Origin of the sequence: Pelagicoccus albus (genome assembly GCF_014230145.1) — a bacterium.
Classification (GTDB): domain Bacteria; phylum Verrucomicrobiota; class Verrucomicrobiia; order Opitutales; family Opitutaceae; genus Pelagicoccus; species Pelagicoccus albus.
Map to the genome: position 1 here is coordinate 63,674 of NZ_JACHVC010000006.1, position 24,713 is coordinate 88,386.

Sequence of the window (24,713 nt, forward strand, 5' to 3'; positions counted from 1 at the left end):
GAGCTGTTGCTTGAGTCGTGGCCTAGTTTCTGCCGGCTCCTCCTGAGAGTTGACGCATAACCTCGGCTTTTGGTCCGTTTGCGGCGATGCGGCCTTGGTCCATTACGATGATTCGATCTGCAAGTTTCAGCATCGATGGCTTGTGGGTAGAGAGTACGAGAGTACGGCCTGCTTCGTTAGCGTACTTGTCCATGCTCGCGATGAACTCACGCTCCGCGTTGGCGTCCATGGCGCTTGTTGGCTCGTCCATGACGAGGGCAGGTGGCTTGGAGATAAGAGCTCTGGCAATGTTTATCGCTTGGCGTTGTCCACCGGAAAGTCGCTCTCCACGTTCGCCGATTGGAAGGTCGTAACCCATTGGGTGACGCGAGGCGTAGCGTTCCACTCCTGAGATGGTGGATGCTTCCAGCAGATCTTCTTCGTCCGCCCAAGGAGCTCCCATCAATATGTTTTCCTTTAGCGAGCCAAAGAACAAGTTGTTGTCCTGAGCGATGTAACCGATGCGTCGGCGAAGTTCAGCAGGATCGAGTTGGCGAATGTCGGTACCGTTTACCAGAATCATGCCAGAAGTCGGTTGATAGAAACCGAGGATCAGGCGAAGCAAGGTACTTTTTCCGGATCCCACTCGACCGAGAATAGCTACTTTTTCGCCCGGCTCGATTGTGAAATTTGCATTTCTGACTGCTGGCTCGGTGTCTTCCGAATAGGAGAATGAAACGTCCTTGAATTCGATGCTCGGACGGAAGTTCTCCTTGCGAATATAGTTGCGGTCGCTTTCACGCTCCTGAGGGAGATCCACGATCTCGTTTAATCCTTTCAAGGACACGAGGGACTGCTGCAGACGGGAAAGTAGAGATGCTACTTGGCCGATGGGAGCCATGGCTCTTCCGGAAAGGATGGTACAACCAATTAAGGCCCCCATGCTCATTTCTCCGTCACGAATTCTGAATACGGAAGCGACCACTATGATGACTGATACCATTTGGGTAACGAACACCGTGAAGTTCATGGCGGCTGCTGAAATGCGGCGAGAAGCGACTTCACTCTTGGCGGAAGTACCCAGGAAGTTTTCCATCTTTCGTTGGAAGATCCCAGATGCCGAGAGTCCGCGAATCGCTTCGAATCCACCAATGGCCTCCACTAAGAGCGCGTGTTTCTGGGCCGAAGAACCGTGCGAAGCGAGGGCTGCCTTTTTCAGTGGGAAGTGCAGAATAGCTCCCAGTGTAAGGATAATGATGATACCAGCTGCAGGGATCGCTGCCACCCATCCGGCGATGAAGTACATGAATCCAATAAAGAGGAGTACAAAGGGTAGGTCCACCATGGTGGCGAGAGTTGCCGATGTGAAAAATTCACGGAGGCTCTCGTAGCCCTTTACCTGATTCGCAAAGCTACCAGCAGATGCAGGTTTGTGCTCCATTTTGATGCCGAGCACTCGCTGGAAGATGAAGCTGGAGAGGAGGATATCTGCGTTTTTCCCTGCCTTATCTATCAGAGCGCTGCGCAAGGTCTTTAGGAGGAAGTCGAAACCATATACCAGGGTGACTCCGCTTGCCAGAACCCAGAGCGTGTCAATGGCATTGTTAGGAATCACGCGGTCGTACACGTTCATGACGAACATGGAACCGGCTACGGCGAAGAGATTTATGAATACCGCTGCAATTAGGACGTTGCGATAGACTTTGCGGTATTTCCAAAGGGTTCCCCAGAACCAGTTCTTTGATTTTATGGAGCTCTCGTCTTCGCCCGCTCGGGAGTCGAAGGCGAATTGCGGCTTCAGGAAAATGGAAGTGCCGATGTATTCAGATTCCAATTTTTCTGCGTCCAAAGTGATTTGGCCAGATCCTGTTTCCGGTAGGATGACTGTATAGCCTTCCGAGTTCTTTCCGGTTAGAACCGCAGCACGGTTGTCTTTAAGCAACAATACGCACGGAAAGACCAGTTCGGGAATCGCTCCGAGTTTTCGTTTTACGAGTCGTGCTGAGAAATTAGCGCTATTGGCCGCTCGCACGAAGAGGCGAGGGGTCAAACGGTTATCTACGAGAGGTAGCCCAGCTGTGAGTACGTCTCCAGATAGCTGACGGTCGTGCAGCTTGCCGATTAGAATGAGGCAATCCAGCAATTGATCGTCGAATACGCGAGTGTCCGTGTCGGAATTGGCGTTAGACTCCACCGTATCCTTAGCAGGAATACGAGGTTTGGGCGCTGTCGTCCGTACCGTAGGAGCTAGCCTTTGGTTTTTCTTGTCGGAGATCATTATAGGTTGCTGGTCAGATCTATGAGGGATTCGTGGAGTTGCTCCATTTCGCGCAACTTACGCTCCAACTCGCGTTGTTCGGTGATGTCCTCGATGGTGCCTTCCAGGACAATTTTGCCGTTGGTAGCGTCCTGGATGGACCAGACATTCACGACCGACTCCATGATGGAGTCGTCTTGGCGGTGGAAAATCGCTTCGAAGCGTCCGCCCTTCTGGGCTTGGTCGGAGAGGGCCACTGTTGAGGCGACGTGGCTTTGGTAATCGTAGAGTTCGGGGACGAGTTTTTCCGAGGCTTTGAGGCATTGCTCTCTCGATTCGAAACCGAGCGAGGTGGCTAGGTATTCGTTTACGTCGAGTATATTGCTCTGCTCATCGCAGCGGAAGATTCCGATGGCCGCATTTTCGAAGAAGCCTCGATATTGAGCTTCGCTCTCCCGTAGCTTGCTTTCGAGTCGTACTTTTTCGCGCCGGTTGGCGGCATCTTTCAAGTGACTCTCGATCGCAGGAATGAGTCGGGCGGTATTGCCCTTCATTATGTAGTCTTGAGCGCCCATCTTCATGAGGTCGACGGCGGTCTCTTCTCCGATCTTGCCGGAAACTAGGATGAAGGGGATGTCGAGATTGTAGGAAAGGAAGAGCTGCAGGGCCTTCATACCGTCGAAGGCGGGCATCTGGTAGTCGGAGATGACGATGTCCCAGCTTGCGGTATCCAACTGCTCCTTCATGTCGTCGTGTGTTTCCACGCGAGCGCTGGCAACTTCGTACCCGTTTTTCTTCAGCAGGTTGACGGTGAATTTGGCCTCTATCTTGGAGTCTTCAACGATGAGGACTCTGAGCGAGCCTTTGCCGGTCCTTGTCTCTTGCTCGGAACTCATTGGATTTTAAGGGATGTTGGTGGGCTATTGGTTGATGGATTCGCTAAGGATGCCCATCGCTGCTAGAAGGCGATAAGCGGCTTGCAGGCGGTTTAAGCGTTCTTCCTCGACTGAGGCTCGAGCTGAAGAAAGTTCGTTTTCTACGTCCAAAAGGTTGATGAGGGGTCGTTTGCCCAACTCGAACTGGTCGTGGTAGGCGTCTACAACGCTTTCCATCGAATCGCGGTGGCTTCGGAGGAGGAAGATTCTCTCGTCGATGGAGAGTAGGTCGTTCCATGCATTGGCGAATTCGGTTTCTGCTTGGATTTGTTCACCTTGGAGTTTCCAGTCTGCTTCGCTGATCTGGGAATTAGCCTTGTTGATTTCGGCTCTCCGCTTTCCGCCGTCGAAAATATTGTAGGAAAGGGTAATAAGGGCCATCGCGTCTTCCTGGACCTTTTCGTAGCGATTGGATTCTTCCACATCGCCCTCGACTACGAAGTTCAACTTGGGACGAAATGAGCTTTCAGCGACTTTGCGGCGTGAGTAGCTCGCTTGCAGTTCTGAGTGGGCAGCTCGAATGCTAGGGTTCTTGTCGAGGTTTACCTCGTCGATAGATTCGGGCACGGCCCAAGTTGGAAATTCTGGTTCGATCAGATGAGTCGGATAGTTACCCGTCAGTTTCACGAATTTGGCGCTCGCTGTATTAAGCTGTCGCTTACGGGTCTCCAGGCTAGCTTTCGCCATCGCCAAGCGAGCTTCGACGAGCATGACATCCGCCTTAGGGCCCGCTCCGGCACGATATTTCTCCCTGATCTTCTCCAAGGCATCCTGGTGGAGGTATACGCTCTGTTCTGCGAGATGGATGAGACGGGTATACTTGAGAACGTTGGTGTAAGTCGTGACGAGCTCGAGAGCGATTTCCTCTTTGGTCTTACGCAGAGTTTGCTCGCTAGTGGCGAGGTTTGCTTGCGCTTCGGAAATTCGGTGGCGGGTGTTGCCTCCATCATAGAGTAGCTGGCGGCCGCTCAAGGCTGCGTTTCCTGTTTCGCCGAAGACTTGGATTCCATCTTCGTTTCCGAAACGTTCTTCACCTCCGCGGAGGTTGAGCGAGAGTTGGGGGCGAAGGTTGGATCGCTCGGAATTCAGAGTTTCGGATTCGATCTGAACTCTCGATTCGAGAGCCTTCACTTGCGGGTAGCGCTCAAGGGTGGCGCTGAGGGCTTCGCTCAGTGACTGAGCTGAAATCGGAGCGGAACAGCACAGACCTGCGAGAGTCGCGGTTATAAACAAGCGAGACCAGAGGCTTCGAGGTGATCCGCTGTCTTGCGTGGATAGACTGTGATTTTGAGTTTTCAGAGTGCTAACTGTTTAGGTTCGGCACTCTAATATCGTTTTCCAGAATCCAAACTTTAGCTCCCGACCGCCTAGAGTAAAAAAACCTAGGAACTAGGGAGAAGTAGTAGTTGAACTGGTACGAAAACTCAGATCAGAGCCTCCAACGCGGCTCTGATCCCTCAAAATACGCGCCCTTTGCAGAAAATACTTTCCCAGGGCACGATTCGGGAAGGCGGTAGCCTTGTTCTACTGACCCGATGCGACGACTGCTTTTACCACTGGTTCATAAACTCTAGGAGATGTTGCTACGATTCCTTTGTTCTCCTTTAGAGTCCGACCAATCGAAAAGTCGAGTGGGCTACCCAGTGTATCGCAAATTTTGCCACCTGCTTCCAGGAGCACGATGTAACCTGCCGCGTGGTCCCAAATCTTTTCCTCGTAGCCTGGACGAGTCGGCAGACGCAAGTAGACCGATGCTTGTCCTCGTGAAACGGCAGCATATTTGCATTGGCTATCCATGCGAAACGGTTCCACGGCGGTTCCAAGAGCTTCGGTGATTTGGGCCGAGCGGCCGTGGGCGGTGTGCCCGGACTCTACGGACTCGCAGAATACCGCCTTGGCCGGGTCACTCACGGAGTCGGTGGATATGGATTTGCCCGTTCCGATGTCGCTCAAAGGCGCTTGAAAGGCTCCTTCTCCCTTAACTGCATATAGAATACATCCCTTTTCGGAATTTGGGTTTGCGGGGTCGACGGGCAGGTTTGGACAACCCAAGACACCGAGAACCACCTCTCCGTTTTCGATCAGAGCCAGAGCCACGGCGTATTGTTCGCCTCTCAGGAATCCTTTTGTACCGTCGATGGGGTCGAGGGTCCAGAAACGCCCAGTGGAGCCGCCTTCGTGGTTGCCTCGATCGATTGCCGCTAGCACGGAATCGGCATCGAGCTCGGAATCGATCTTTTGGGCGTATTCGACGACTTTCGAAAAGAGTTCCGCGTTCTCAGGCTTGCGAAGATCGGAGGAGTCTTCCTCGCCAACGGCTGGGTCCTCTGGAAAGGCGGTCGCCAAGGAAGACAACACGAGAGCTTGAGCTCCGTAGTCGGCTACTGTAACTGGCGATTTGTCGGCTTTATCATGCTTCTCGGAGTCGATAAGTCCGTGTTGGGCGGCGGCGCACAAAAGGGATGCTTTGCGTACTGCTTCTTTGGCGATGTTGAGTTCCTGTTCGAAAGACATACCGCGACAATGGAAAGCGTGCCGACTGGAGCAAGAAAGTCTTAACAGGGGCGATCGAAATGCTCTATAAATAGCCTCGTGTTAAAGACTATTGAACCCTGCCTCTTCTCCTTCGACCTAGAATGGATCCCCGACCCGCTGAGCGCGGAAATGCTGTACGGAGTAGATCCCACTGGAGTTCCGGGGCCGGAGGAAGCGATGAAGCGGCTTTGGAAAGAAGGCGGGGCTACGGAGGAGATGCCGCAGCCTTATCTAAAGACAGTACTTTGTCGCATCGTATCGGTGTCTGGAGTTCTGCGTGAAGTCGCCGGCGGCGAGGTGAAGCTCAAGCTCGTAACTTTGCCCGCTAAGGCTGGCGATGACGAGAAAGCCAAGGAACGGACGATCTTGAAGCAGTTGCTAAAGGCGATCGGCTCCCGTAAGCCGCAGCTCGTAGGGTACAACTCTCACAATGCGGATGTGCCAATAATCGTGCAGCGGGCGATTGTGCACGGACTCTTTGGACAAAGAATGGGCGAGCGTCCGAACAAGCCATGGGAAGGGGTCGACTATTTCGCTACCAGCGGAGATCACAACGTGGATTTAGCTCCGATGGTGGGACGCTGGGGACAGACTCCCAAACTTCATGAAATTGCTACCCTTTCAGGCATTCCCGGAAAAGTAGACACGGAGGGCGGGTTTGTATCCGATCTCTGGTTGCAGGGGAAACTGCAGGATATTTTGGACTACAATGAGTTCGACGCCATCACGACTCACCTGTTGTGGGCTCGAATTGCTCATTTCTCAGGATTGCTAAGTTCAGAAAGCTACGAGCAAGAGCAAAGGCTCGTGCGAGAGTTGCTAGAGGACGAAATCGACAAGGGGAAAAAGCACTTCATCCGATATATCGAAGAATGGGAGCGACTGGAGAAAATGGCGAATAAACGCCTCTAAGGGGATGAGGAAGGTCGCTAGTTACAATAGTTTGGATGAAGCCTATATTGTGGCTTCCTTCTTGGAAGGAAGTGGCTTGTCTCCAAATGTTCGCGACGCGTACACCGCCTCTGTTTACACGCCTCAAATTATTGGAGGCGTCTCTTTAGAGGTTCCCGATTACGAATATGAGAAGGCGAGAGTGCTGCTTGAGCTGCCCAGTGAAAAAGCGGAAATCAGTAAGACCTGCCCTTATTGCGGCTCGTCTAACTTGAAGATCAACGGACTTGGGCTCTTCCCCGTTTTAATGTGTTTGCTTACATTCGCTCCCCGCAAACACCGCTCCTCGCAAGGTTACCTGCTTGGATTGCAAGCAGGTTTCCAAACGTTGAAAGCGTGGCGGAGGGCTAGATTAGCTCCTTCAGGTCTTGCAGCGTGACTCTTGCATTGGCCGCTTCGCTTGCTTCGAAAACGTCTTCCAGAAGCTTCCGCTTCTTATTTTGAAGCTGCAGCACCTTTTCTTCTACTGAGTCGCTCACAATCAGCTTGTAGCTCGTGACGACTCGAGTTTGGCCAATACGGTGGGCACGGTCCGTGGCCTGAGCCTCGGCCGCAGGATTCCACCAGGGGTCGAAATGTACGACCGTGTCGGCGGCAGTGAGGTTGAGTCCAGTGCCACCTGCCTTGAGCGAGATGAGGAACACGGGGATGTCGTCTGACTCGTTGAAACGGTCCACTTCGGCCATACGGTTCCGAGTCGATCCGTCGATGTAGCAGTAAGGGATCGATTGTGATTCCAGTTCCTCTTTGAGTATCGAGAGCAAGGATACGAACTGCGAGAATACGAGAATACGATGCCCACCATCGGTCGACTCCTCAAGCAGCTCTAGGAAGGAGCCCAATTTCGAAGAAGCGGATGCTTCGAGTGAATTGTCGAGGAGTCGCGGATCGCAACAGGTTTGGCGAAGGCGGAGAAGTTGCGTCAGGGTTTTCATTCGCATAGCTCCCTCGCTCGCTCCACTTTTTTCCAACTGTGAGATTTCCGCTTCTGCCAGCTTTCGTGCTGTGTCGTAGGTCTTCTTTTGGGCGGGGGTCATCTCCATGAAAAGAACTTGTTCGATCTTTTCCGGGAGTTCCGTGGCGACCTTGTCCTTGGTTCGACGGAGGATGTAAGGGGCGGCTTGATCTAGTATGCGTCGCTCGTGCCATCGTCTTTCGTCGCCGCGGGCTCCGCTCGGGATTGGCTTCCAACCGCCGGGCATGATAAAGTCCAACAACGACATGAGATCTTGGATACTGTTTTCGATAGGAGTACCGGTAAGCAGGATTCGTCCCTCTGTTTGTAGAGCGACCAAGGCTTTTGCGTTTTGGGTACGCCGATTTTTAATGTGTTGAGCCTCATCCGCGATGACACAGCGGAAGTTGAGTTCTCGCATCAGCTTTTTGTCCCGTATCAAGGTGCCGTAAGAGGTGACTATAAGATCGTAGCCCTTAGCCTGCTCGAGTGTCTTTAACCGATTGGAGCCATGGTTTAGAAAAGTCTTCAACTCTGGCGTGAATTTGGAGGCCTCGCGCCTCCAGTTCTCAACCAAGGAGGCGGGACAAACGATCAGGGTGGGCGATTTCTTCGATGGATCCTTGATCGCGCTCGCGAGGGCGAGGGCTTGAAGCGTTTTTCCGAGACCCATTTCGTCCGCTAGAATTCCCCCTAGCTTGTGCCGGAATAGATGATACAACCAAGCGACGCCTGTTTTCTGATAGGGTCGCAGAGTCGATTCCAAGGATGCGGAAAGACTTGGCACCTCGAGCTTATCGAGGCTCTTAAGCGCTTCGCTCCGCTCCCGCCAAGTAGAAGGAGGTTTGAAATTTGGGTTTAACTCCGAGAGTGGCTCTTCGATTTCCAAGCTACGCGAATAGGGGATCTTGTAGCTGCCGTTGTGAAGGAGCGGGGCGTTGAAGTCTCCAGTAAGCTGTTTTTGGATCGTGTTGAGCGAGTCGAGTCTGGAACGTTTAATCAGGAAGACCTTTTCGCCCGTTTCGATGTAGTGTTTTCCAGTGTTTAGACTTTGGCTGATCTCCTGTTGAGAGGCCTGTCCCGCATTTATGGATACTGTGAGATTGTAGCCATTTCGCTCTTCGACCACTTCAGTTTTGATCTTTGCCTCTGGGATGGATCCTACTCGATTTTCGAAGTTGGGAGTAAACTCTGCCTGATATTTGTCTTCGAGATCGCCCCAGTATTCACCCAAAAAATTCAGGGTCAGATGGCGATCGCGAAGCCACCATTTGCGATTTCCGGGCTCCAGTTTGAAGCGATGGCTCTGCACGAGCTCGCGGATTTCATCATAATAGGGATGTTCGCGGGAAGGTAGTGAGATGGCGAGGTAGTGGGACGAGCCATCTACCTGGAGTGGCTTCCCATCGAAATGAAAGGGCCGCCGTTCTTCTCTAGCTTCCTCTACGAAGCTGCTTTCGCGAGATGCGTAGATCGGTTGTTCCTCCGCTTCCTCTGGCTCGGAAAGATGTTCTGTGACGCCGACAAGTTCGGATCCAATCCATGGAATCGGCTCCTTCGGTTTATTGGCCCAATAAAAGTCGGATTGCCCGTTCAGTGTTTTGACGAGGGCAGCTAGCTTTTCGCGGTCCAGCTGAAGAAAGGAGGATAGCTGTCCTCCACACCATTGGAAAAGCGAGAAAGCCGCTACGCGGGCGGCTTCATCCAGTTCGCCCAGTTGCTGAGGACCGAGCTTGTCCGGCTGGACTATCGATCCGTTCGTGAGAGCGATTTCGATTTTGGTTGGAATTGCGTCGCGAGGGGCGCTCGATTCGAGATTGGGCGGAAGAATGATGCGAAGTCGCATTCTTGATCAGTTGAGAGAGTTTTTGCGAAATGGAGTAGGGATCGCGACCGAGGTCGCTCCTACCTTTTCACTGGGACATGGATCACGTACTTCTGATCGAACTCGTCGTAGTCGAAGTAGTCGCGGATCGGGTAGGGCTGCGGCTTTTCTTTAACGGATGAAAGCTCCTCTTTCAGATCGCCCCCTTTGAGGTAGAGCACCCCGTTGGGCAGGTCGTTGAAGCAGGATCGCTTAATCTTCTTGCGAATCCAGCCCATGAATTTGGGCAATTGGGTAACGGCTCGAGCGACTACGAAGTCCACCTGGCGGTCGACTTCCTCGACTCGACATTGGATGGCGACTGCGTTTTCGAGGCCGAGACGCTCGAGACAATCTTGTACGACCTTGATCTTCTTGCCGATAGAGTCGACTAGGAGGAAGCGAGTTTCCGGAAAGGCGATGGCAAGTGGAACTCCTGGAAAACCGCCACCGGTGCCGACGTCGATGACGGTCGTATCCGGTTTAAAGGGCATGGTTTTGGCGATGGCGAGGGAGTGCAGGATGTGCCGCTTGGGCAGGTTTTCCACGTCGCTGCGGGAGATTAGGTTGATCTTCTCGTTCCATTCCGCGATGGCGGAGGCATAGGTTTCGAACTGGGAGATCTGTTCGGCTGAGAATTCTGGAAAATGCTTGGAGACGATGGAAAGGTCGAATTTCATAGGAGTTGGCCAAGGAAAATTGGTTTAGGCGTGGTGGCGAAACAAAAGATGCTCCACCTTAGCTGAAGATTGGATAAAAGGGTTACCAATGGGTAACACGCCGGTAATATTTCTCCGCTAATCTGAGGGCACTATGAAACCAATAACTCTTACCAAAACCATCATCGGCAGTGCTGCTCTCGCCGGTTTTTTGACATTCGCTTCAGCTCAGGACGGTTCCTCTTCGCTTAAGCTCTCCGATGCCCTCGAAAATGCGGTTTACCTCCAAGAAGGAGAAGCTGATCTCGATGCGGCTGCTAAGGCTTACGAAAACATTCTAGCCGAGACGGATTTGATCGACTCGCTTGCGGCGGAGACGCGTTTCCGTTTGGCGTCGGTTTATCTCGAACAGGAGAAGGATGCCCTTGCGTTTAAAATTCTGGGAGACCTGGTTGCCAATTATCCGGACCAAGCTCCATGGGTCGCCGAGGCACAAGCGCTCTTGCCGAAGGAATTCGTCCCGGAAATCACTCCCTGGAAGGACGGCGAGCGGACTTGGTACGACTGGGTTTTGCCCACTGGAAATGTCATCGGCTACAGCTTTTCCACGATTTTCAACTACGAGTGGGAGGGGGAGATGCTCTGGCGGAAAGAAGCCCGCTATTTGATGAACGGACACCGAGCCTGCGTAATCGAATTCGACAAGGACACTTTTGAGACAAAGTACAGCCTGATGAGCCTGCAAGGGATGGGGCAAGTCCGAGCTTGGTATGAGGACGATGCTCACGCCGCCACGGTCGCCTATTCGAAGTCCAATAGCGAAAAGAACTTCAACTTCCAGCATCGGGCTTACGACAATGAGCAGGCGTATGAATTGATGAGGCAGCTACCTGTCGAAGTTGGTTACAGCACTAAAATTTTGATCTTCGTCACATTCTCGGGGATGCCGGTTGAAGTTAACTTCACAGTGACTGGACTCGAAACTTTGGATACAATTTTGGGCGAAGTGGAGTGCTACAAGGTTCGCATCGATATACACGGGCAGGAGCAGTTCTGCTATCTGACTAACGACGAGGATCGCATGATGGTCAAAATGGTCGCCGGCGGACTTGAAGGTATTTTGAAGAAAGTCGAAACCATCGACTATGATTCGACGGCGAGCTACGAAAACGAGTTGCACGGCTACTCGATTCAACTGCCGGCATCTTGGGGAGTGGTCCCTCAGGGGGAGGAACTCAAGGCGGACAAGAAAATCCGTGTTTGGCTAGCGGAGCCGACTGTACGGGGAATCTATGCGCTTAGTTCGATCCCGAATGCGGATTGGTCGGATGGAAGTGGGATCGAATTGGAGGATTTTATCGCGATGGCTAAGAAGAAGCTTTCCGACGCGGAAGGGGAGTTGGACGCCGAATGGGAGCGCGAACTGCAAATCGGGAATTTGCGTGGTGCCGCGTTTCGGGCCTCGCTCGATTCCGGAAAGGAAGATGTTCCGTACGTTTACGCTCTGCTCGGCCCAGACTATCATTACCTTCTCGAAGCTAAGATTCCAAGCGACGACATCGAAGAAATGGAGTCTCAACTTGAACGAATCGTAACCAGTATTTCGGTACAGTAGTAGATGTTCTCGTTCTTAAAAAGAACTCAAACAAATGTCACCCGGACTTCGGTTTGGGTGACTTACCTGCTTTTGATCGTTGGTATTTGCAGTCCCGCGATCTGTGTGGTTTGGCTAGTGAGGTCAGCGGTTGAGAGCGAGGAGTCATCACTGCAACGCTACGTGGACGAGTCCAATGAGGCCCGCTTGGCTGATGCTGAAGAGTTGGTTAGGAGCCGATTCAATGAACTTTCGGTTGGTGACTCCCCAGAGCGATTCGTGTATCCACTTTCCAATGAACGAAGCTATGTGGTTTCCGAGGAGGCGACCGCGGCGCGTTCTGCTTTGAGTTCGATCCGATCGGAAATCGCGGACCTTCCGACAGAAGAGGCAATTCGAACGCTCGCGATGAAAATCGAAGCACCGGAAGTTGCGGAGCTTCGAATGTTGGGAGGCCGCCTGGTTGGCCCGATCCTTGTTGGACTTGCCGTTTCCCGAGCGGAGGAGAGTGGGAGTTTGCCCGCTGAGTTGGTCGGGCGGTTTGACGCCTATGTCGCTGATCTTTTGGAGAGCGAAGTGTATTCGTCGCAGATTCGCTTTTTGGTAGAGCGTTATGCCCCTTTTTCGAATTCGGCAGCCGTCAAGCTCGCTGCCGAAAGAGAAGCTCTTAAGGACAAATGGTTGGGCGAGCTCGATCCGCGCACAGATTTGAAGGACGAGTTTTCGACCACTCTACGAACGAATTCTTTTCTCGCAAGGAGACATGCGAATGGCTCAGGTCTCGAGGTTTTTACCTTGGAATCGGTATTCGATAGTTTGGCTGAAATTCCACGGTTGAGCGACTGGGGAATCCGTATCGAATTCGGGAATACTGCTGCGGAAACTGTTCTAGTCCGGAAGTTGTCGGGTGCTCTCGGTTTTCTTCAACTAAAAATGGTAGATCCAGTGACTGTTGAGGACATTTCCCAAGAGAAGTCGCACTTGTATGTCATTGTCGGAGTGATCGTTTTGGCCCTATCGATCGTGTCCGGTATGGCGGTCGTCGTTTCGTTCAGGAGGCAAGAAAGTGTTAGCCGGTTAAAAGATGACTTGGTGGCGACCGTGACTCACGAGCTTAAAACTCCGGTTTCTTCGATCCGGTTGCTGGTCGACACTCTCCTCGATGAAGAACGTAGAAAGAAAGTTGATACTAGTAAATACATCGAGTTGATCTCACGTGAGAACCAACGTCTGGGCGCTCTGATCGACAATTTCTTATCCTTTTCTCGGATGGAGCGAGCCAAAGGGAGTTTTACCTTAGCTCCTGTTAACCCGGCTGAGGTGGTACAACGAGCGGAGGAGGCATTTCGTGAGCGTTTTGTGGGGCAGTCCTATGACCTGAAATCGATCGTGCCTGAAGACTTGCCGTTCGTTTTAGCAGATACTGATGCGATGGTCTCGGCTTTGGGGAATTTGTTGGAAAACGCTTTCAAGTACGGCGGCTCTGACAAGAGGATATTGTTAAGTGTAAAGGGTTCTGGAGCGATGGTTTCATTTGAGGTCCAGGATTTCGGGAGAGGAATATCTGCACGGGAGCAGAAGAAGATCTTCCGTAAGTTTTATCAAGTCGGTGAGGCGAGAGGTGAACACGCGGGAAGCGTCGGCCTCGGACTGAGCATCGTCGATTTTATTGTATCTAAACATTCCGGACGCATCGAATTGGAAAGCGAACCTGAAAAAGGATCTGTATTCAAACTCTTGATTCCCTATGCCCAAAATACTGATCGTTGAAGATGATGAGGCCCTCGCCAGAGGCCTTTGCGATAATTTCACCTTCGAAGGCTATGAGGTTCTCTATGCTTCCGATGGCGATACTGGCTTGGATTTGCTCTTGGACAAAGGTCCGGACCTGGTGCTGCTCGATGTCATGCTTCCAGGTATCGACGGATTCTCCATCTGTGCCGCTGCTCGAAGGGAAGGGTGCACGATGCCGATCGTCATGCTCACGGCGAAAGGGCAGGAGCGCGATGTGGTTCGAGGTCTAGAGCTTGGGGCCGACGATTACGTCCTGAAACCATTTTCGATCAAAGAGCTGATCGCTCGTGTGCGTGCGTTCTTGAGACGACACCGCAGCGAGGATGAAAGGGTTTTCACGTTTGGGGATTTTCGTCTCGATCGAGATTCGTTGCGACTGACTCATTCGGGAACCGAGGTGAAACTGACCCGAAAAGAGTACCAGCTACTCGAATACTTGGTGATTAATAGTGGCAAGGCTTTGTCTCGACAAGGGATAATGTCTGCGGTCTGGGGAAGTAGTGTAATTGTTACTCAACGCAGCGTCGATCGCTGTGTGACGACCTTAAGAGCCAAGATTGAAGCTGAACCGGCCAAGCCGAAGCATCTCCTAACGATCCGAGATGTCGGTTATCGATTCGAGATCTGATTCTAGGTGGCGATGGTTGAATCCTCAATCCATGTTCTTCTCTAGGAAAGCGAGGATTCTTTGGTATAGATCCAGTCGCTTTTTCAGACTGAAAACATTGTGGCCCTCTCCGCCCACAAACAGCGTCTCATGCTCAATTCCATATTTTTCCAATTCGGACTTTAGCCGTTTGGATTGTTTTATGGATACGTTGGAGTCGTTCTTTCCGTGAACTACGAAGATGGGGATCTTTATATTTTCAATGTGGTAGATTGGGGATATTTCCTCGAAGCGATTCGTGTCTGACTCCGGATCACCCAATTGCTCTTTCAATTTAAAATGAGAGTATTGGTGGTCCTGCCACTTTCTGGCTTTGATCATTTCCTCCCAATCGAAGACGCCCATATTTGTAATTGCGCAACGATAGAGTTCTGGTTCGAAGACGGCTCCGCACAAGGCGGAGTATCCACCAAAGCTTGCTCCCATGATCGCGAGGCGGCTTTTGTCGGCGATGCCTTGATCAACCAAGAGCTTTACAGCCTGAGTGATATCGTCCTGCATAGCGCGAAACTCATAGGCAGCCTCGTCCGATATTTTTCTGCCGTATCCAGTCGAACCGCGGTAGTTGAGGCGAAGTACAGCGTAGCCTTTATTGGCGAAAAATTGGGTTTCGTCGTGGTAACCGGGATGGTCTCGAGTCCACGGTCCACCGTGTACGAGGACGATGGTTGGGTAGGGGGCTTGGGTGTTGGGCGGTCTAGTTAGGTATCCCTCTAGTCTTAACTCATCGGGCGTCTGGAAATGAAAAATATCGGTGGATGCTAGCTTGTCTTCCTCTAGCCACGGGGCGGATTTCGTGATGAGTTTTAAGGTCTTGTTTTTTATGTCTAAGACAGAGTACTCGGGAGGCAGCTTGTCCGAATACGAATACACGAGGAAGCGGGTGAAATCATCGCTGGCTTGGTAGATGATGTTAATCCTGTTTTTTATGGTGCCATCCACCATGTTTTGGATGGGCTGTAGCTCGGGAGCGAACCAAATGGATTTCGGTTTGTCAGCGTGGTACCACATGCCAACGACCTGATCCTTGAAAAAGAGATAGCGGGCTGTGTCTGAGAAGTCGTAGTAGTCATCTCGGTACAGGAGTGGTCCGAGCTCCGCTTTTTCTATGTCGTAAGAATAGAGCCCTTTGGTCTCCTCCCCATTGTACCCCGATATATAAATGACGCTCTTTTCGGCTCCGAATAACTCGATGCTCCATAGTTCAGGGTCGAGATTGAGAGGGATCCAGTCCTCATCCTTTGAATAGCGGTGTAAGAATTCGAGTTTTCCATTGTAGAAGCGGGTGACGATGCGGGGCTCGTGCCTTTGATCGATATTCCAGCCAAAGATCTCCCCGGGCGGTTCTATGATGCGGGAGGAAACCAAGCGATTCGCGTTTGTCTTGGGAACTATCCATTTCCCGTCATCTTGCCTAACTTTCGAATCGCTGTTGGTACGAAGCTTAGCCAGTCCGGTTTTTACCTCGTATCCGTCTTGAATCCAAATCCAGGAGGAGGATTCATCGTAAATCGGATCAATCAAATCGACTGCAACGTCATTGCTAAGAAGTGAGCGAGTCTCGTTCTTTTTTACGCTGAAGCTGTAGACGCCGTCGGCGTACTGATCCCATTTGACAAGTTTGAATGTGACGTCCTCGTTACTCGTCCAGTGAACGCTCGCGATATCTCGACCCGGCCAATTGGTTGACCGCAATACTTTCAGGGAATCGAGGTCGAAGATCACGATACCGCGTTCACCTTTGTCATCGATAGGAGCAACGCTTACCGCGTATTTGCCGTCTGGAGACATCTTCATGTCGAAGACGGCGGGAGGTCGGAGAAAGTTTTCCGGCGTATTTCCCGGCTTTATCTTTTTGCTCTTAGCGTGAGCGAAAGGAAGAAGCGCTAGCGCTAGAATGATGAGGGAGAGGAGGTTCGTCTTCATGAGGGGATGGCACGATCCATCGAGGATGGGTGTGCGGGGTTGAAGACGGGAGTTTGAGAATCAATTACCTAAGTGCAAGCAGCTAAGCGTTTGCCGCTAAGAATGGAAGCCCCCATGGCGATCCCATCCACGCAATTACCTCCGAAATGCAGCCCATCGAATTCTGCTTCGAGTGACTTCAGGGCGTTTTTCCACGGGCCGAATTCTGCTGTGTATTGAGGAATCGCTTGCGGCCATGAGCTGCGATGGATGTAGCAAGGATCTCCTTTCAAGCCGACTAGTTTTTCCAAGTCTCGCAGCGCGATCCCCAGAAGCTGTTCGTGTTTAGCTTCTCCGAGCTCCGGGTGCTGGATGCCACCTAGCATGACGGTTATCAGGCAGTGGTCCTCTGGAGCTCTACCTTCGTAAAGTGAAGAGCTGAATAGGGCTCCGAGAATATCAGGAGATTCTTTAGAAGGCACGAGCATACCAAAGCCGTCCAGAGCATGCTCGATCTGATCTCTCTTGAAACCGAGGGCCAAGCTGTGGACCGCAGGATAAATCAGGTCGGGAGCGGTGTGTAGCCTTTCCGCTATCGGCTGACTCCAGTCAATTTGCTTGATGGCATAGGAAGGGAGGCAGACGAAGATTCTCTTGGCGTTTGCTTCGAAGGTTTCGCCTTCTTTGATCCAAGAAACTCGCCACGCATCGTTTTCCCGTCGTACGGAGGTGACCTGAGAGCCTAGCCAAAGGCGATTTCCCAGTTTGCGAGCCAATGTTTTTGGAAGGATGCCTAGACCGGTTTTGAAGCTGACGGAGCGTTTTTTGTAGGCGGTGCCTTCTCTTTTTTGCCTTCGTTTATGTTTGATAGCCCCTTTGATAATAGAGCCGCCGTCTTTCTCAAATCCCCTCATAAGCGGAAAGGCGTGCTGGAGAATGAGCTTATGTGGGTCGCCTGCGTAGATTCCGCTGACAAATGGGTCTATCGCATAGTCGAGAAAGTCGGGTCCCATCCTGCGGCTAACAAAATCCGCAACGGTTTCGTTTTCGGCCTCTTCCTCGCTTATTTGTTTGCGAAAAGGTTCGAGCAAGAATCCCAGTTTACCACCCAGAGAGAAAAGAGGGTTGGTAATCGCTTGTAATGGGGATGCAGGTACAGGAATCGGGCGCCCATTTTTGACGATGTATCGTTTGCTCGCGATCGCTCTCGTTTCTTGAAGCTCGTCCTCCAAGCCTAGCACTTGGATCAGCGATTCAACCCATCTGTCGGGGAGGAGCAGGGAGTTTGGCCCAGTTTCTACTAGATAGCCCTGCTCTCTTATAGATGAAATGGGGCCTCCGGGGGTCGTTTTCTTTTCGATGACGGTGACATCGTAGCCTTTTTCCTGGGCTAGATAGCCTGCGGTTAATCCGGAGATTCCACCTCCGAGTACAATTGCGTCCTGCATGCAGTGTTTCCCAGTTTACGGGATGCTTAGTGCTCTGGTGAGCCTAGATAATGGTGTGGTGCTGAAATCCGTAAAGCTTCACGTTTCTTATCCACTCGCTGGCTTCGTGAATGCTATCGAATATTTCGTAGCGAATTTTGATATTGGACCCGAAGGCCGCATTGAAAAGACAAGCCGATTCGTAGTTTTGTCCTCGGGAGAAAACCCAAGCGGAGCAGCTCCGCCCCCTGATCGCCTCGGACTTCTTAACGCAGTCGAAGACCCTCTTCACGTCCTTCATGGTAATGCCCTGCAGGCTTGCCGATGAGGCATTCCAGATCAGGTGCATGTCTTTCCGAAACTTCTCATGTTTCAAGACCCCGTTGTATACATCTATAAATCCGGCTGGGGTCAGAGGACCGTCCAGACGGATAAGCAAGCAGTTGAGCTCGGGAAGATGTTCGACCGGGGGAATCTTCATAGGCGTTTGTTTTAACCGGGTCGCTTCCAGTTCGTAACTGTTTCGACAAGCGTCTCCATGTTTTCGATACTTGCTGTCGGGTGTATGCCATGTCCGAGGTTGAAAATATGGCCTGGTCTCTCACTCATCGCCGTAAGAATTCTCTGAGCACTCGAACGCACGATGCTAGGGTTAGTATCTAGGAGGACGGGGTCAAGATTTCCTTGTATCGCGATGTCGTTTGGAACGAGCTGCGCCGCTTCCTCGATGGGGATCGTCCAATCGACGGCGATGGCCTTGGGGCGGCACGCTGCTTGACGCGCGATTTGTGGCGTAGTGCCTTTGGCATAAATGATGATGGGTACTTGGCTACCGACTTTCTCGATGATCCTACGTATCCATTTTAAAGATGCTTCTTCGTAGTTTTCTCCTGCGATGATTCCTCCCCAAGAATCGAATATTTGAATAGCTTCCGCTCCTGCTGCGTGCTGCATGCGGAAATAGGATACCAGGGCGTCGGAAATCTTCTCCATCAACAATTCGAAGGTGTCTCTGTCTTGGTAAAATAGAGCCTTCACTTTCGAGAAGTCCTTGGAGCTTCCGCCTTCCAGCATGTAGGTGGCTAGCGTCCAGGGAGAACCGCCGAAGCCGAGCAGCATTTTGGAGCCATCCAATTCGGCTTTGATAAGCTTCAACGCCTCCGCTACGTAGTTGAGTTTCTCCTCTATTGCCGTGGTAGAAAGCTTCTCGATCTGGTCCTTGTTTTCCAAGGTATAATCCATGCCTATTCCGCCTTTTTCTCTGAAGTGGTAGCCTTGTCCCATTGCCTCGGGGATGACGAGGATGTCGGAAAATAGGATGGCGGCGTCTAGGGGGAAACGGCGTAGTGGTTGCATGGTGACCTCGAGGGCGAGCTCGGGAGTCTGAGCCAGCTGCAGGAAACTGTATTTCTCTTTTAAGGCTCGATACTCGGGCAGGTATCGCCCGGCTTGGCGCATTACCCAGATCGGCGGGCGGTCCAGGGGCTTGCAATCGAGAGCTGCTAGGAATCTTTGGCGTGAATTCATTTGTCGGCCCAATCTTGGGGTTTGAGAAAAGTTTCGTAAAGCTCGGCTTCAGGGCTGCCGGCTTCTGGTTGATAATCGTATCGCCATTCCACGACAGGAGGAAGTGACATAAGGATGGATTCTGTTCGGCCGTTGCTTTGTAAGCCAAAGTGAGTTCCGCGATCCCATACTAAGTTGAATTCTACGTATCGACCTCGCCGATACAGTTGGAATTTCCTCTCTCGTTCAGAGTAGGGAGTACTTGATCGTTGCTCAACGATACCCGCATAGGCTTCCTTGAAATGCTCTGCTACGCTTTGGATTAACCCGAAGGCGTTGTCGAAACCGCCCTCGTCGAAATCGTCGAAGAAAAGTCCGCCAATCCCGCGCGGTTCATTGCGATGTTTTAGGAAGAAATACTCGTCACACCACGCTTTGAATTTGGGATATAGGTGCTCGCCAAAGGGGGAGCAGGCGTCTCGGGCATGCTTGTGCCAGGCGATACAGTCTTCTGTGAAGCCGTAGTAGGGGGTAAGGTCAAATCCTCCGCCAACCCACCAGATGTCTCCTTCACCTTCCTCTCGGGCTGGGGCTACAAAGAATCGTACGTTGGCATGAGAGGTGGGAACGTACGGATTTCGGGGATGGATTACGATCGAAACTCCTGTCGCATGAAAAGGGCGTCCTGCTAATTGGGGGCGGCTCGCGGTTGCGGAAGGGGGAAGTTTATCTCCCATCACGTGCGAGAAGTTGACCCCTGCTTTTTCGAAGGTATCGCCGCCCTCGAGGACCGCTGAGATTCCACCGCCGCCTTCCTCTCGATTCCATTTGTCGAGGATGAAGGAGGTTTCGGACTTTTCTAATTCCTCGAGTTTCGCGCAGAGACGGCTTTGGTAGTCGAGGAGGTACTTCTTTGCTTTTTCTAGAGAATCAGGCACTTCGGGGCTAATGTGTACGAGGAAAACCCTTCAGGGCTAGATATTTGTTTCCGAATTTCGGGAAGTGGCGTCTCCCGGTGTAGAGGATATTCGGTCTCCCCATAGGTAGATGACTCCATTCAGCTGGCTATCGCTGAGGCCGTTACAAAGCCATGCTCGAAACATTTCTCTTCGTATACGGTATCCTGATCGTAGCAGGCTCTTGGCTAATGCTCAATGGTGTGGCGGAAGCTCCCATTGGTTATGAAGACGAGGATGGTTTTCACTATGCGACCGCGCCTGTTCGTGCAGATAGAGATGCTCGACAGGCGGACGAGGTCTAGGCTAGCCTGGACCTTCAATGAAAAGAGCCCTGCAGAAGTGTCTGCAGGGCTCTTTCGTTTTTTAATTTTCTCGTTCAGCCTAGTTCGTATTTTGCGAACGTACGAGTGGCTCGTATTGGTAACCGATCCCGTGGATGGTCTTCAAGTTGTCGAGAGGGGCTTCCTTGCGTTTGAAAAGGTCCCTGATTTTGACGATGTATTGGTCGAGCGAACGGCTTCGGATGTCGGCGTGGATACCCCAAACCGAGTGGATCAAGTTCTTGCGGGTGATGATCGTATCCGGGTTTTCGTGAAGGTAGGAAAGGATTCCGATTTCTTTGCGTCCGATGTTTACGATTTCGCCGTCCGGGAAAGTAATTTCCATGCTGGTAGGGTTAACCGAGGCGGTATTGAACTCGAAGGGCGCATCGGTAAGCTTAACGTTTTTCGTGACGTTGAAGTCGTGCGCCACTTCGGCTCGGCGGAGTACTGCGTGGATTCTGGCTACCAGCTCTGGGGATGAGAAGGGCTTGGTCACGTAGTCGTCTGCTCCTAGTTCTAGCCCTTTGACTTTGGAGATTTCCGAATCGTTTCCGGTGAGGAAAATGGTTGGGATATTGATGTCTTCGCGCTTCAGGTCCTCTAGGAAGGAGAATCCGTTCTGGTCGGGTAGGGTGAGATCGAGTAGGAGGATATTCGCGAAATTGTGCTTCAAAAACCGCATCGCCAGCGCGCAGCGGTTGCATACTTGAGTCTGCATGCCTGCCGCTTCGAGGTGTTCAGAGATTACGTTGGCAAGTTCGTTTTCGTCTTCAACGATTAGTACAAGCGGTTTGGGTTTTGTAGGCATGTTGTTGTGAGGATTGTTTAGGCTGGAATGTTGAGAAACGGTAGAATTCTCGAAAAGCTTCGGCTTCAGGGATTACTTTGAGTCCGGCGTAATCGATCAGACCGTTACTTTCTAATGAATAATACCCATATTTAACAGATGTAAAATCACAAAATGTAAAAAACGGAATTTTGTTAAGTTAGATTTGGCTTGTGACTGGGGCCGTCTCGGTTTTTTGAGTTTCTCGTGTCACAAGAACAGTCACTCATCATGTTTGGTCTGCCAAAAGGCAGCCTAGAAGAACCCACCATCCGTCTATTCAAAAAAGCCGGTTGGAATATCCGCAAAAGCTCTCGGTCATACAAGCCGAGCATAGATGACCCCGAGTTGGATGGACGTTTCGTCCGCAGCCAGGAGATCAGCCGTTATGTGGATCATGGATTTTTCGACTGTGGCTTGTGTGGATACGACTGGGTTGTGGAAAACGAGTCCGATGTGGTAGAAGTTTGTGATCTCGTATACAGCCGAGCCTCGAATCGTCCCTCCTACTGGGTGCTTGCGGTGCCGGAAGCTTCGCCCATCAAGACGATCAAGGATTTGCAGGGTAAGCGCATCGCCACGGAAGTGGTCGGATTAACCCGTAAGTTCCTGGCCGAACACGGAGTGACCGCCGACATCGAATTTTCTTGGGGAGCCACGGAAGTGAAGGTCCCCGACATGGTTGACGCGATTGTCGACCTGACTGAAACAGGTAATTCTCTCCGCGCCAATAAGCTGCGCATCGTCGAAACTTTGCTCAAGACCAACACCAAGTTGATCGCCAACAAAAAGAGTTGGGAGGACCCCGCTAAGAGAGCAAAGATCGAGAACATGGCGATGATGTTGCAGGCGGCACTCTCCGCGGCGGATAAGGTCGGCATCAAACTCAATGCGAAGCAGGAGAATCTGTCTGAAATCCTTAAGATTTTGCCCGCTTTGCGTGACCCAACGGTCAACGCTTTGTCAGACAAAGATTGGGCCGCAGTTGAAGTTGTGATGGAGGAAAAGCTCGTTCGCGACATCATCCCACGCGTCAAGGAGTTGGGTGCTGTGGATATTATCGAGTATCCGCTCAACAAGGTCGTTCGCTAGATAATAGCTAAAATCTAGCATCTTTCGCCATTTTCAGGGTGTTTTATGGCGTTTTCTCTTGCTCAGAGCGGGGGAGAGTGCGATCTCTGCCCGCTTGCGACACATAACAAGCTCAACCCAGTCGCGCAGCTTCCGGTTGAGCTATTCTAAATCAAACCCGAGTCAGCTCGCTGGCTCACCTTTTGGCAGCTTGTTTCGGACACTGGAAGCCCCGTCGTCAATCTGTCACGTTTATCATGAGTTCAATAATGTCTGAACTTCTTGCCCAGACCTCCTTCGATCAGCTCAAGGAAGGTTCTATCGTAAAGGGCACTATCACTGAAATCCGCCAAAATGAAGTTGTCGTTGATATCGGCGGTAAGTCCGAAGGTCTCGTTCCAGGTCAAGAATTCGTCGACCTGGGCGAACTGCAGATCGGTGAAGAAATCGAAGTCTTCCTCGAAAAGCTCGAAAACAAGGAAGGCAACCCGCTTCTCTCCTTCGACAAGGCGGAGCAAAAGAAGAACTGGGAGAACATCATCACCAAGTGTGAAGAAGGTTCAATCGTTCAGGGCCGCGTCAAGGGCAAGGTCAAGGGCGGTCTTATCGTGGCAATGGGTGTGGACGCGTTCCTCCCTGCTTCCCACATCGATATCCAGCCTCCTAAGAACCTCGACCAGTACATCGGTCAGACCTACGACTACAAGGTTCTCAAAATCAATTTGGAGCGTAAGAACATCGTTCTTTCCCGCCGCGAGCTGATCGAAGAGCAACGCGCTTCCAAGCGTCGCGACCTCCTCGAGCGCGTCAACCCAGGCGATGTCGTCAAGGGTGTCGTCAAGAACATCACCGATTTCGGTGCGTTCATCGATCTCGACGGTATGGACGGTCTTCTTCACATCACCGACATGAGCTGGGGTCGTATCTCTCACCCGAGCGAAATGCTTAAGCAGGGTGAAGAAATCGATGTTATGATCATCGAGATCAACCGTGAGAAGGAGCGTGTCTCCCTCGGTCTCAAGCAGACCAAGTCAAACCCATGGCAGGACATCGAAGCGAAGTACCCAATCGGCGCTAAGGTTGCCGGTAAGGTGGTTAACCTCGTTCCTTACGGCGCGTTCATCGAAATCGAAGAAGGTGTCGAAGGTCTCGTTCACGTTACCGAAATGTCTTGGACCAAGCGTATCACCAAGCCGAGCGAACTGCTCAAGGTTGGTGACGAAGTCGAAGCAGTTGTTCTCGGAATCCAGAAGGACGAAGAGAAGATTTCTCTCGGTATCCGTCAGCTCGATCCAAACCCATGGGATATGGTCGTACACAACTACCCAGTTGGCGCCCACGTACACGGCAAGGTTCGCAACATCACCACTTACGGCGCGTTCGTTGAGCTCGAAGAAGGCATCGACGGTATGGTCCACGTTTCCGACATGTCTTGGACTCGTAAGATCAACCACCCATCCGAAGTCCTCAAGAAAGCTGACGAAATCGACGCGATCGTACTCGACGTAGATACCAACAACCAGCGTATCTCACTCGGAATGAAGCAGCTTGCTGACGATCCATGGGAAGATATCGACGGTCGTTTCCGTATCGGCGACGTGGTTTCCGGAACCGTTTCCAAGATCACTTCTTTCGGCGCATTCGTCGAATTGCAGGATCACATCGACGGTCTCGTACACATCAGCCAGATCAGCGAAGAGCGCGTAGAGAAGATCAAGGATGTCGTAGACATCGGAGCGGAAGTTACTGCTCGCGTTATCAAGATCGACCGCGAAGAGCGTCGTCTTGGTCTCTCGATCAAGGCTGCAAACTACGACGACAGCCAGCTCGCTCAGGAAACTGCGACTTACGACAACATGAGCGACGGTGGAGACTTGATGAACTTGGGCGATATCCTCGACCAAGCCTCCAACAAGTAACCCTGTATCTCAATTCTCGATACTTTCGAAGCGGGCCCCGAGCGGGGTCCGCTTTTTTTGTCAGGCCAGGTGTCTAGGTCGATTCGCTTGCCTTACATTTTTTTGAAAGCTCGACTACTTTTGTGGGAAGTTCCTGCGCTCTTTTCACCATTTGCCTTGAAATCAGGGATTTATTAGGAAACTTTCGAGCTGTCATGACCGTTTCTGACTTTGTACCCGTTCTGATTCAAATCGCCCTCGCTGCAGGGCTCGCAGGCGCAATCCTGACTGGCAGTGTCCTTCTTGGACAGCGTGGCTCCAAGAATAAGATAAAGAACTACGCCTACGAGTGCGGGATTAAAACAGATGGCAAGACGAGCACGCGTTTCTCGGTTAAGTTTTACGTGACGGCGATGCTCTTTATTCTCTTCGATATCGAAGTCCTTTTTCTGATCCCCTGGGTGCTGGTTTACCGCGAGTTCGTGGCTAACAGTCTTCCGATTCTTGGCCCAATCCTCTTTTTCCTCGGAGTCCTGGTGGCAGGGCTTGTCTACGAGTTGAAGAAGGGCGCTTTGGAGTGGGAAAAGTAAGGCGGTTCTAACCAGGTC

General features: G+C 51.7%; 21 protein-coding genes. 9 read left to right on the forward strand and 12 right to left on the reverse strand.

The genetic code is table 11. The features are described 5' to 3' along the window. Nucleotides 1-22: 22 nt before the first annotated feature. From H5P27_RS03745 to H5P27_RS03760, 4 genes are all read right to left on the reverse strand, one after another. Nucleotides 23-2,257, reverse strand: coding sequence for a type I secretion system permease/ATPase (locus H5P27_RS03745; RefSeq protein ID WP_185659041.1), 2,235 nt, complete (start codon nt 2,255-2,257; stop codon nt 23-25). Next, nucleotides 2,257-3,132, reverse strand: a complete 876-nt coding sequence (locus H5P27_RS03750) for a PAS domain-containing response regulator (RefSeq protein WP_185659042.1) — start codon at nt 3,130-3,132, stop codon at nt 2,257-2,259. The genes H5P27_RS03745 and H5P27_RS03750 overlap by 1 nt, the downstream gene beginning before the upstream one ends. Nucleotides 3,133-3,156: 24 nt before the next feature. After that, nucleotides 3,157-4,404, reverse strand: a complete 1,248-nt coding sequence (locus H5P27_RS03755) for a TolC family protein (protein ID WP_185659043.1) — start codon at nt 4,402-4,404, stop codon at nt 3,157-3,159. Nucleotides 4,405-4,695: 291 nt separating this feature from the next. Next, complete coding sequence (locus H5P27_RS03760) at nt 4,696-5,685, reverse strand: 3'(2'),5'-bisphosphate nucleotidase (protein WP_185659044.1); 990 nt, start codon at nt 5,683-5,685, stop codon at nt 4,696-4,698. Nucleotides 5,686-5,763: 78 nt separating this feature from the next. Between H5P27_RS03760 and H5P27_RS03765 the strand changes: the two genes are divergently transcribed. Both H5P27_RS03765 and H5P27_RS03770 read left to right on the forward strand, forming a co-directional pair. Further along, nucleotides 5,764-6,618, forward strand: a complete 855-nt coding sequence (locus H5P27_RS03765; RefSeq protein WP_221774596.1) for a 3'-5' exonuclease — start codon at nt 5,764-5,766, stop codon at nt 6,616-6,618. 4 nt (nt 6,619-6,622) lie between these two features. Then, the gene (locus H5P27_RS03770; protein ID WP_185659045.1) at nt 6,623-7,036 is read left to right on the forward strand and encodes a putative signal transducing protein; all 414 of its coding nucleotides are present in this window, start codon (nt 6,623-6,625) and stop codon (nt 7,034-7,036) included. Here H5P27_RS03770 and H5P27_RS03775 read toward each other — a convergent pair. Then, nucleotides 7,005-9,458, reverse strand: a complete 2,454-nt coding sequence (locus H5P27_RS03775; protein ID WP_185659046.1) for a DEAD/DEAH box helicase — start codon at nt 9,456-9,458, stop codon at nt 7,005-7,007. The two genes, H5P27_RS03770 and H5P27_RS03775, sit on opposite strands and share 32 nt — an antisense overlap. Nucleotides 9,459-9,517: 59 nt before the next feature. Then, a complete protein-coding gene (rsmG, locus tag H5P27_RS03780; protein WP_185659047.1) occupies nt 9,518-10,156 on the reverse strand; it encodes a 16S rRNA (guanine(527)-N(7))-methyltransferase RsmG in 639 nt (212 codons plus the stop codon). Nucleotides 10,157-10,289: 133 nt separating this feature from the next. On the opposite strand from rsmG, the gene H5P27_RS03785 reads away from it, so the two are divergent. Genes H5P27_RS03785 through H5P27_RS03795 form a run of 3 tightly spaced genes read left to right on the forward strand, consistent with a single transcriptional unit; the run spans nt 10,290 to nt 14,151 of the window. Then, nucleotides 10,290-11,750 carry a DUF3108 domain-containing protein gene (locus H5P27_RS03785; RefSeq protein WP_185659048.1) on the forward strand — a complete coding sequence of 487 codons (1,461 nt, stop codon included), beginning with the start codon at nt 10,290-10,292 and terminating at the stop codon, nt 11,748-11,750. A 3-nt stretch (nt 11,751-11,753) separates the two neighbouring features. Continuing rightward, on the forward strand, nt 11,754-13,499 hold the full coding sequence (locus H5P27_RS03790) for a sensor histidine kinase (protein WP_185659049.1): 1,746 nt from the start codon (nt 11,754-11,756) through the stop codon (nt 13,497-13,499). Beyond that, the gene (locus tag H5P27_RS03795) at nt 13,477-14,151 is read left to right on the forward strand and encodes a response regulator transcription factor (protein WP_185659050.1); all 675 of its coding nucleotides are present in this window, start codon (nt 13,477-13,479) and stop codon (nt 14,149-14,151) included. Before H5P27_RS03790 ends, H5P27_RS03795 begins: the two co-directional genes overlap by 23 nt. Before the next feature lie 24 nt (nt 14,152-14,175). On the opposite strand, the gene H5P27_RS03800 is transcribed toward H5P27_RS03795, so the two are convergent. From H5P27_RS03800 to hemF, 5 genes are all read right to left on the reverse strand, one after another. After that, nucleotides 14,176-16,116: an alpha/beta hydrolase family protein gene (locus H5P27_RS03800; RefSeq protein WP_185659051.1), complete on the reverse strand. Its 1,941-nt coding sequence runs from the start codon at nt 16,114-16,116 to the stop codon at nt 14,176-14,178. 68 nt (nt 16,117-16,184) lie between these two features. Further along, nucleotides 16,185-17,543, reverse strand: a complete 1,359-nt coding sequence (gene hemG, locus H5P27_RS03805) for a protoporphyrinogen oxidase (RefSeq protein WP_185659052.1) — start codon at nt 17,541-17,543, stop codon at nt 16,185-16,187. 43 nt (nt 17,544-17,586) lie between these two features. Then, entirely contained in the window at nt 17,587-18,003 is a 417-nt protein-coding gene (locus tag H5P27_RS03810) for a hypothetical protein (protein ID WP_185659053.1), read from the reverse strand. Between the two features lie 11 nt (nt 18,004-18,014). Beyond that, entirely contained in the window at nt 18,015-19,049 is a 1,035-nt protein-coding gene (gene hemE / locus H5P27_RS03815) for a uroporphyrinogen decarboxylase (protein ID WP_185659054.1), read from the reverse strand. Then, nucleotides 19,046-19,966 (reverse strand): oxygen-dependent coproporphyrinogen oxidase, encoded by a 921-nt coding sequence (hemF, locus tag H5P27_RS03820; protein ID WP_185659055.1) that lies wholly within the window; start codon nt 19,964-19,966, stop codon nt 19,046-19,048. Before hemF ends, hemE begins: the two co-directional genes overlap by 4 nt. Before the next feature lie 152 nt (nt 19,967-20,118). On the opposite strand from hemF, the gene H5P27_RS03825 reads away from it, so the two are divergent. Further along, nucleotides 20,119-20,289, forward strand: coding sequence for a hypothetical protein (locus H5P27_RS03825; RefSeq protein WP_185659056.1), 171 nt, complete (start codon nt 20,119-20,121; stop codon nt 20,287-20,289). A 79-nt stretch (nt 20,290-20,368) separates the two neighbouring features. On the opposite strand, the gene H5P27_RS03830 is transcribed toward H5P27_RS03825, so the two are convergent. After that, on the reverse strand, nt 20,369-21,118 hold the full coding sequence (locus tag H5P27_RS03830; RefSeq protein WP_185659057.1) for a response regulator transcription factor: 750 nt from the start codon (nt 21,116-21,118) through the stop codon (nt 20,369-20,371). 249 nt (nt 21,119-21,367) lie between these two features. Here H5P27_RS03830 and hisG point away from each other — a divergent pair, with 249 nt between their 5' ends. The 3 genes from hisG (at nt 21,368) to H5P27_RS03845 (ending at nt 24,695) form a co-directional block, all read left to right on the forward strand. Beyond that, nucleotides 21,368-22,228 (forward strand): ATP phosphoribosyltransferase, encoded by an 861-nt coding sequence (hisG, locus tag H5P27_RS03835; RefSeq protein ID WP_185659619.1) that lies wholly within the window; start codon nt 21,368-21,370, stop codon nt 22,226-22,228. Nucleotides 22,229-22,476: 248 nt separating this feature from the next. Then, entirely contained in the window at nt 22,477-24,126 is a 1,650-nt protein-coding gene (gene rpsA, locus H5P27_RS03840) for a 30S ribosomal protein S1 (protein WP_246462497.1), read from the forward strand. A 194-nt stretch (nt 24,127-24,320) separates the two neighbouring features. Further along, nucleotides 24,321-24,695, forward strand: a complete 375-nt coding sequence (locus H5P27_RS03845; RefSeq protein ID WP_185659059.1) for an NADH-quinone oxidoreductase subunit A — start codon at nt 24,321-24,323, stop codon at nt 24,693-24,695. The last annotated feature ends 18 nt before the right edge of the window (nt 24,696-24,713 follow it).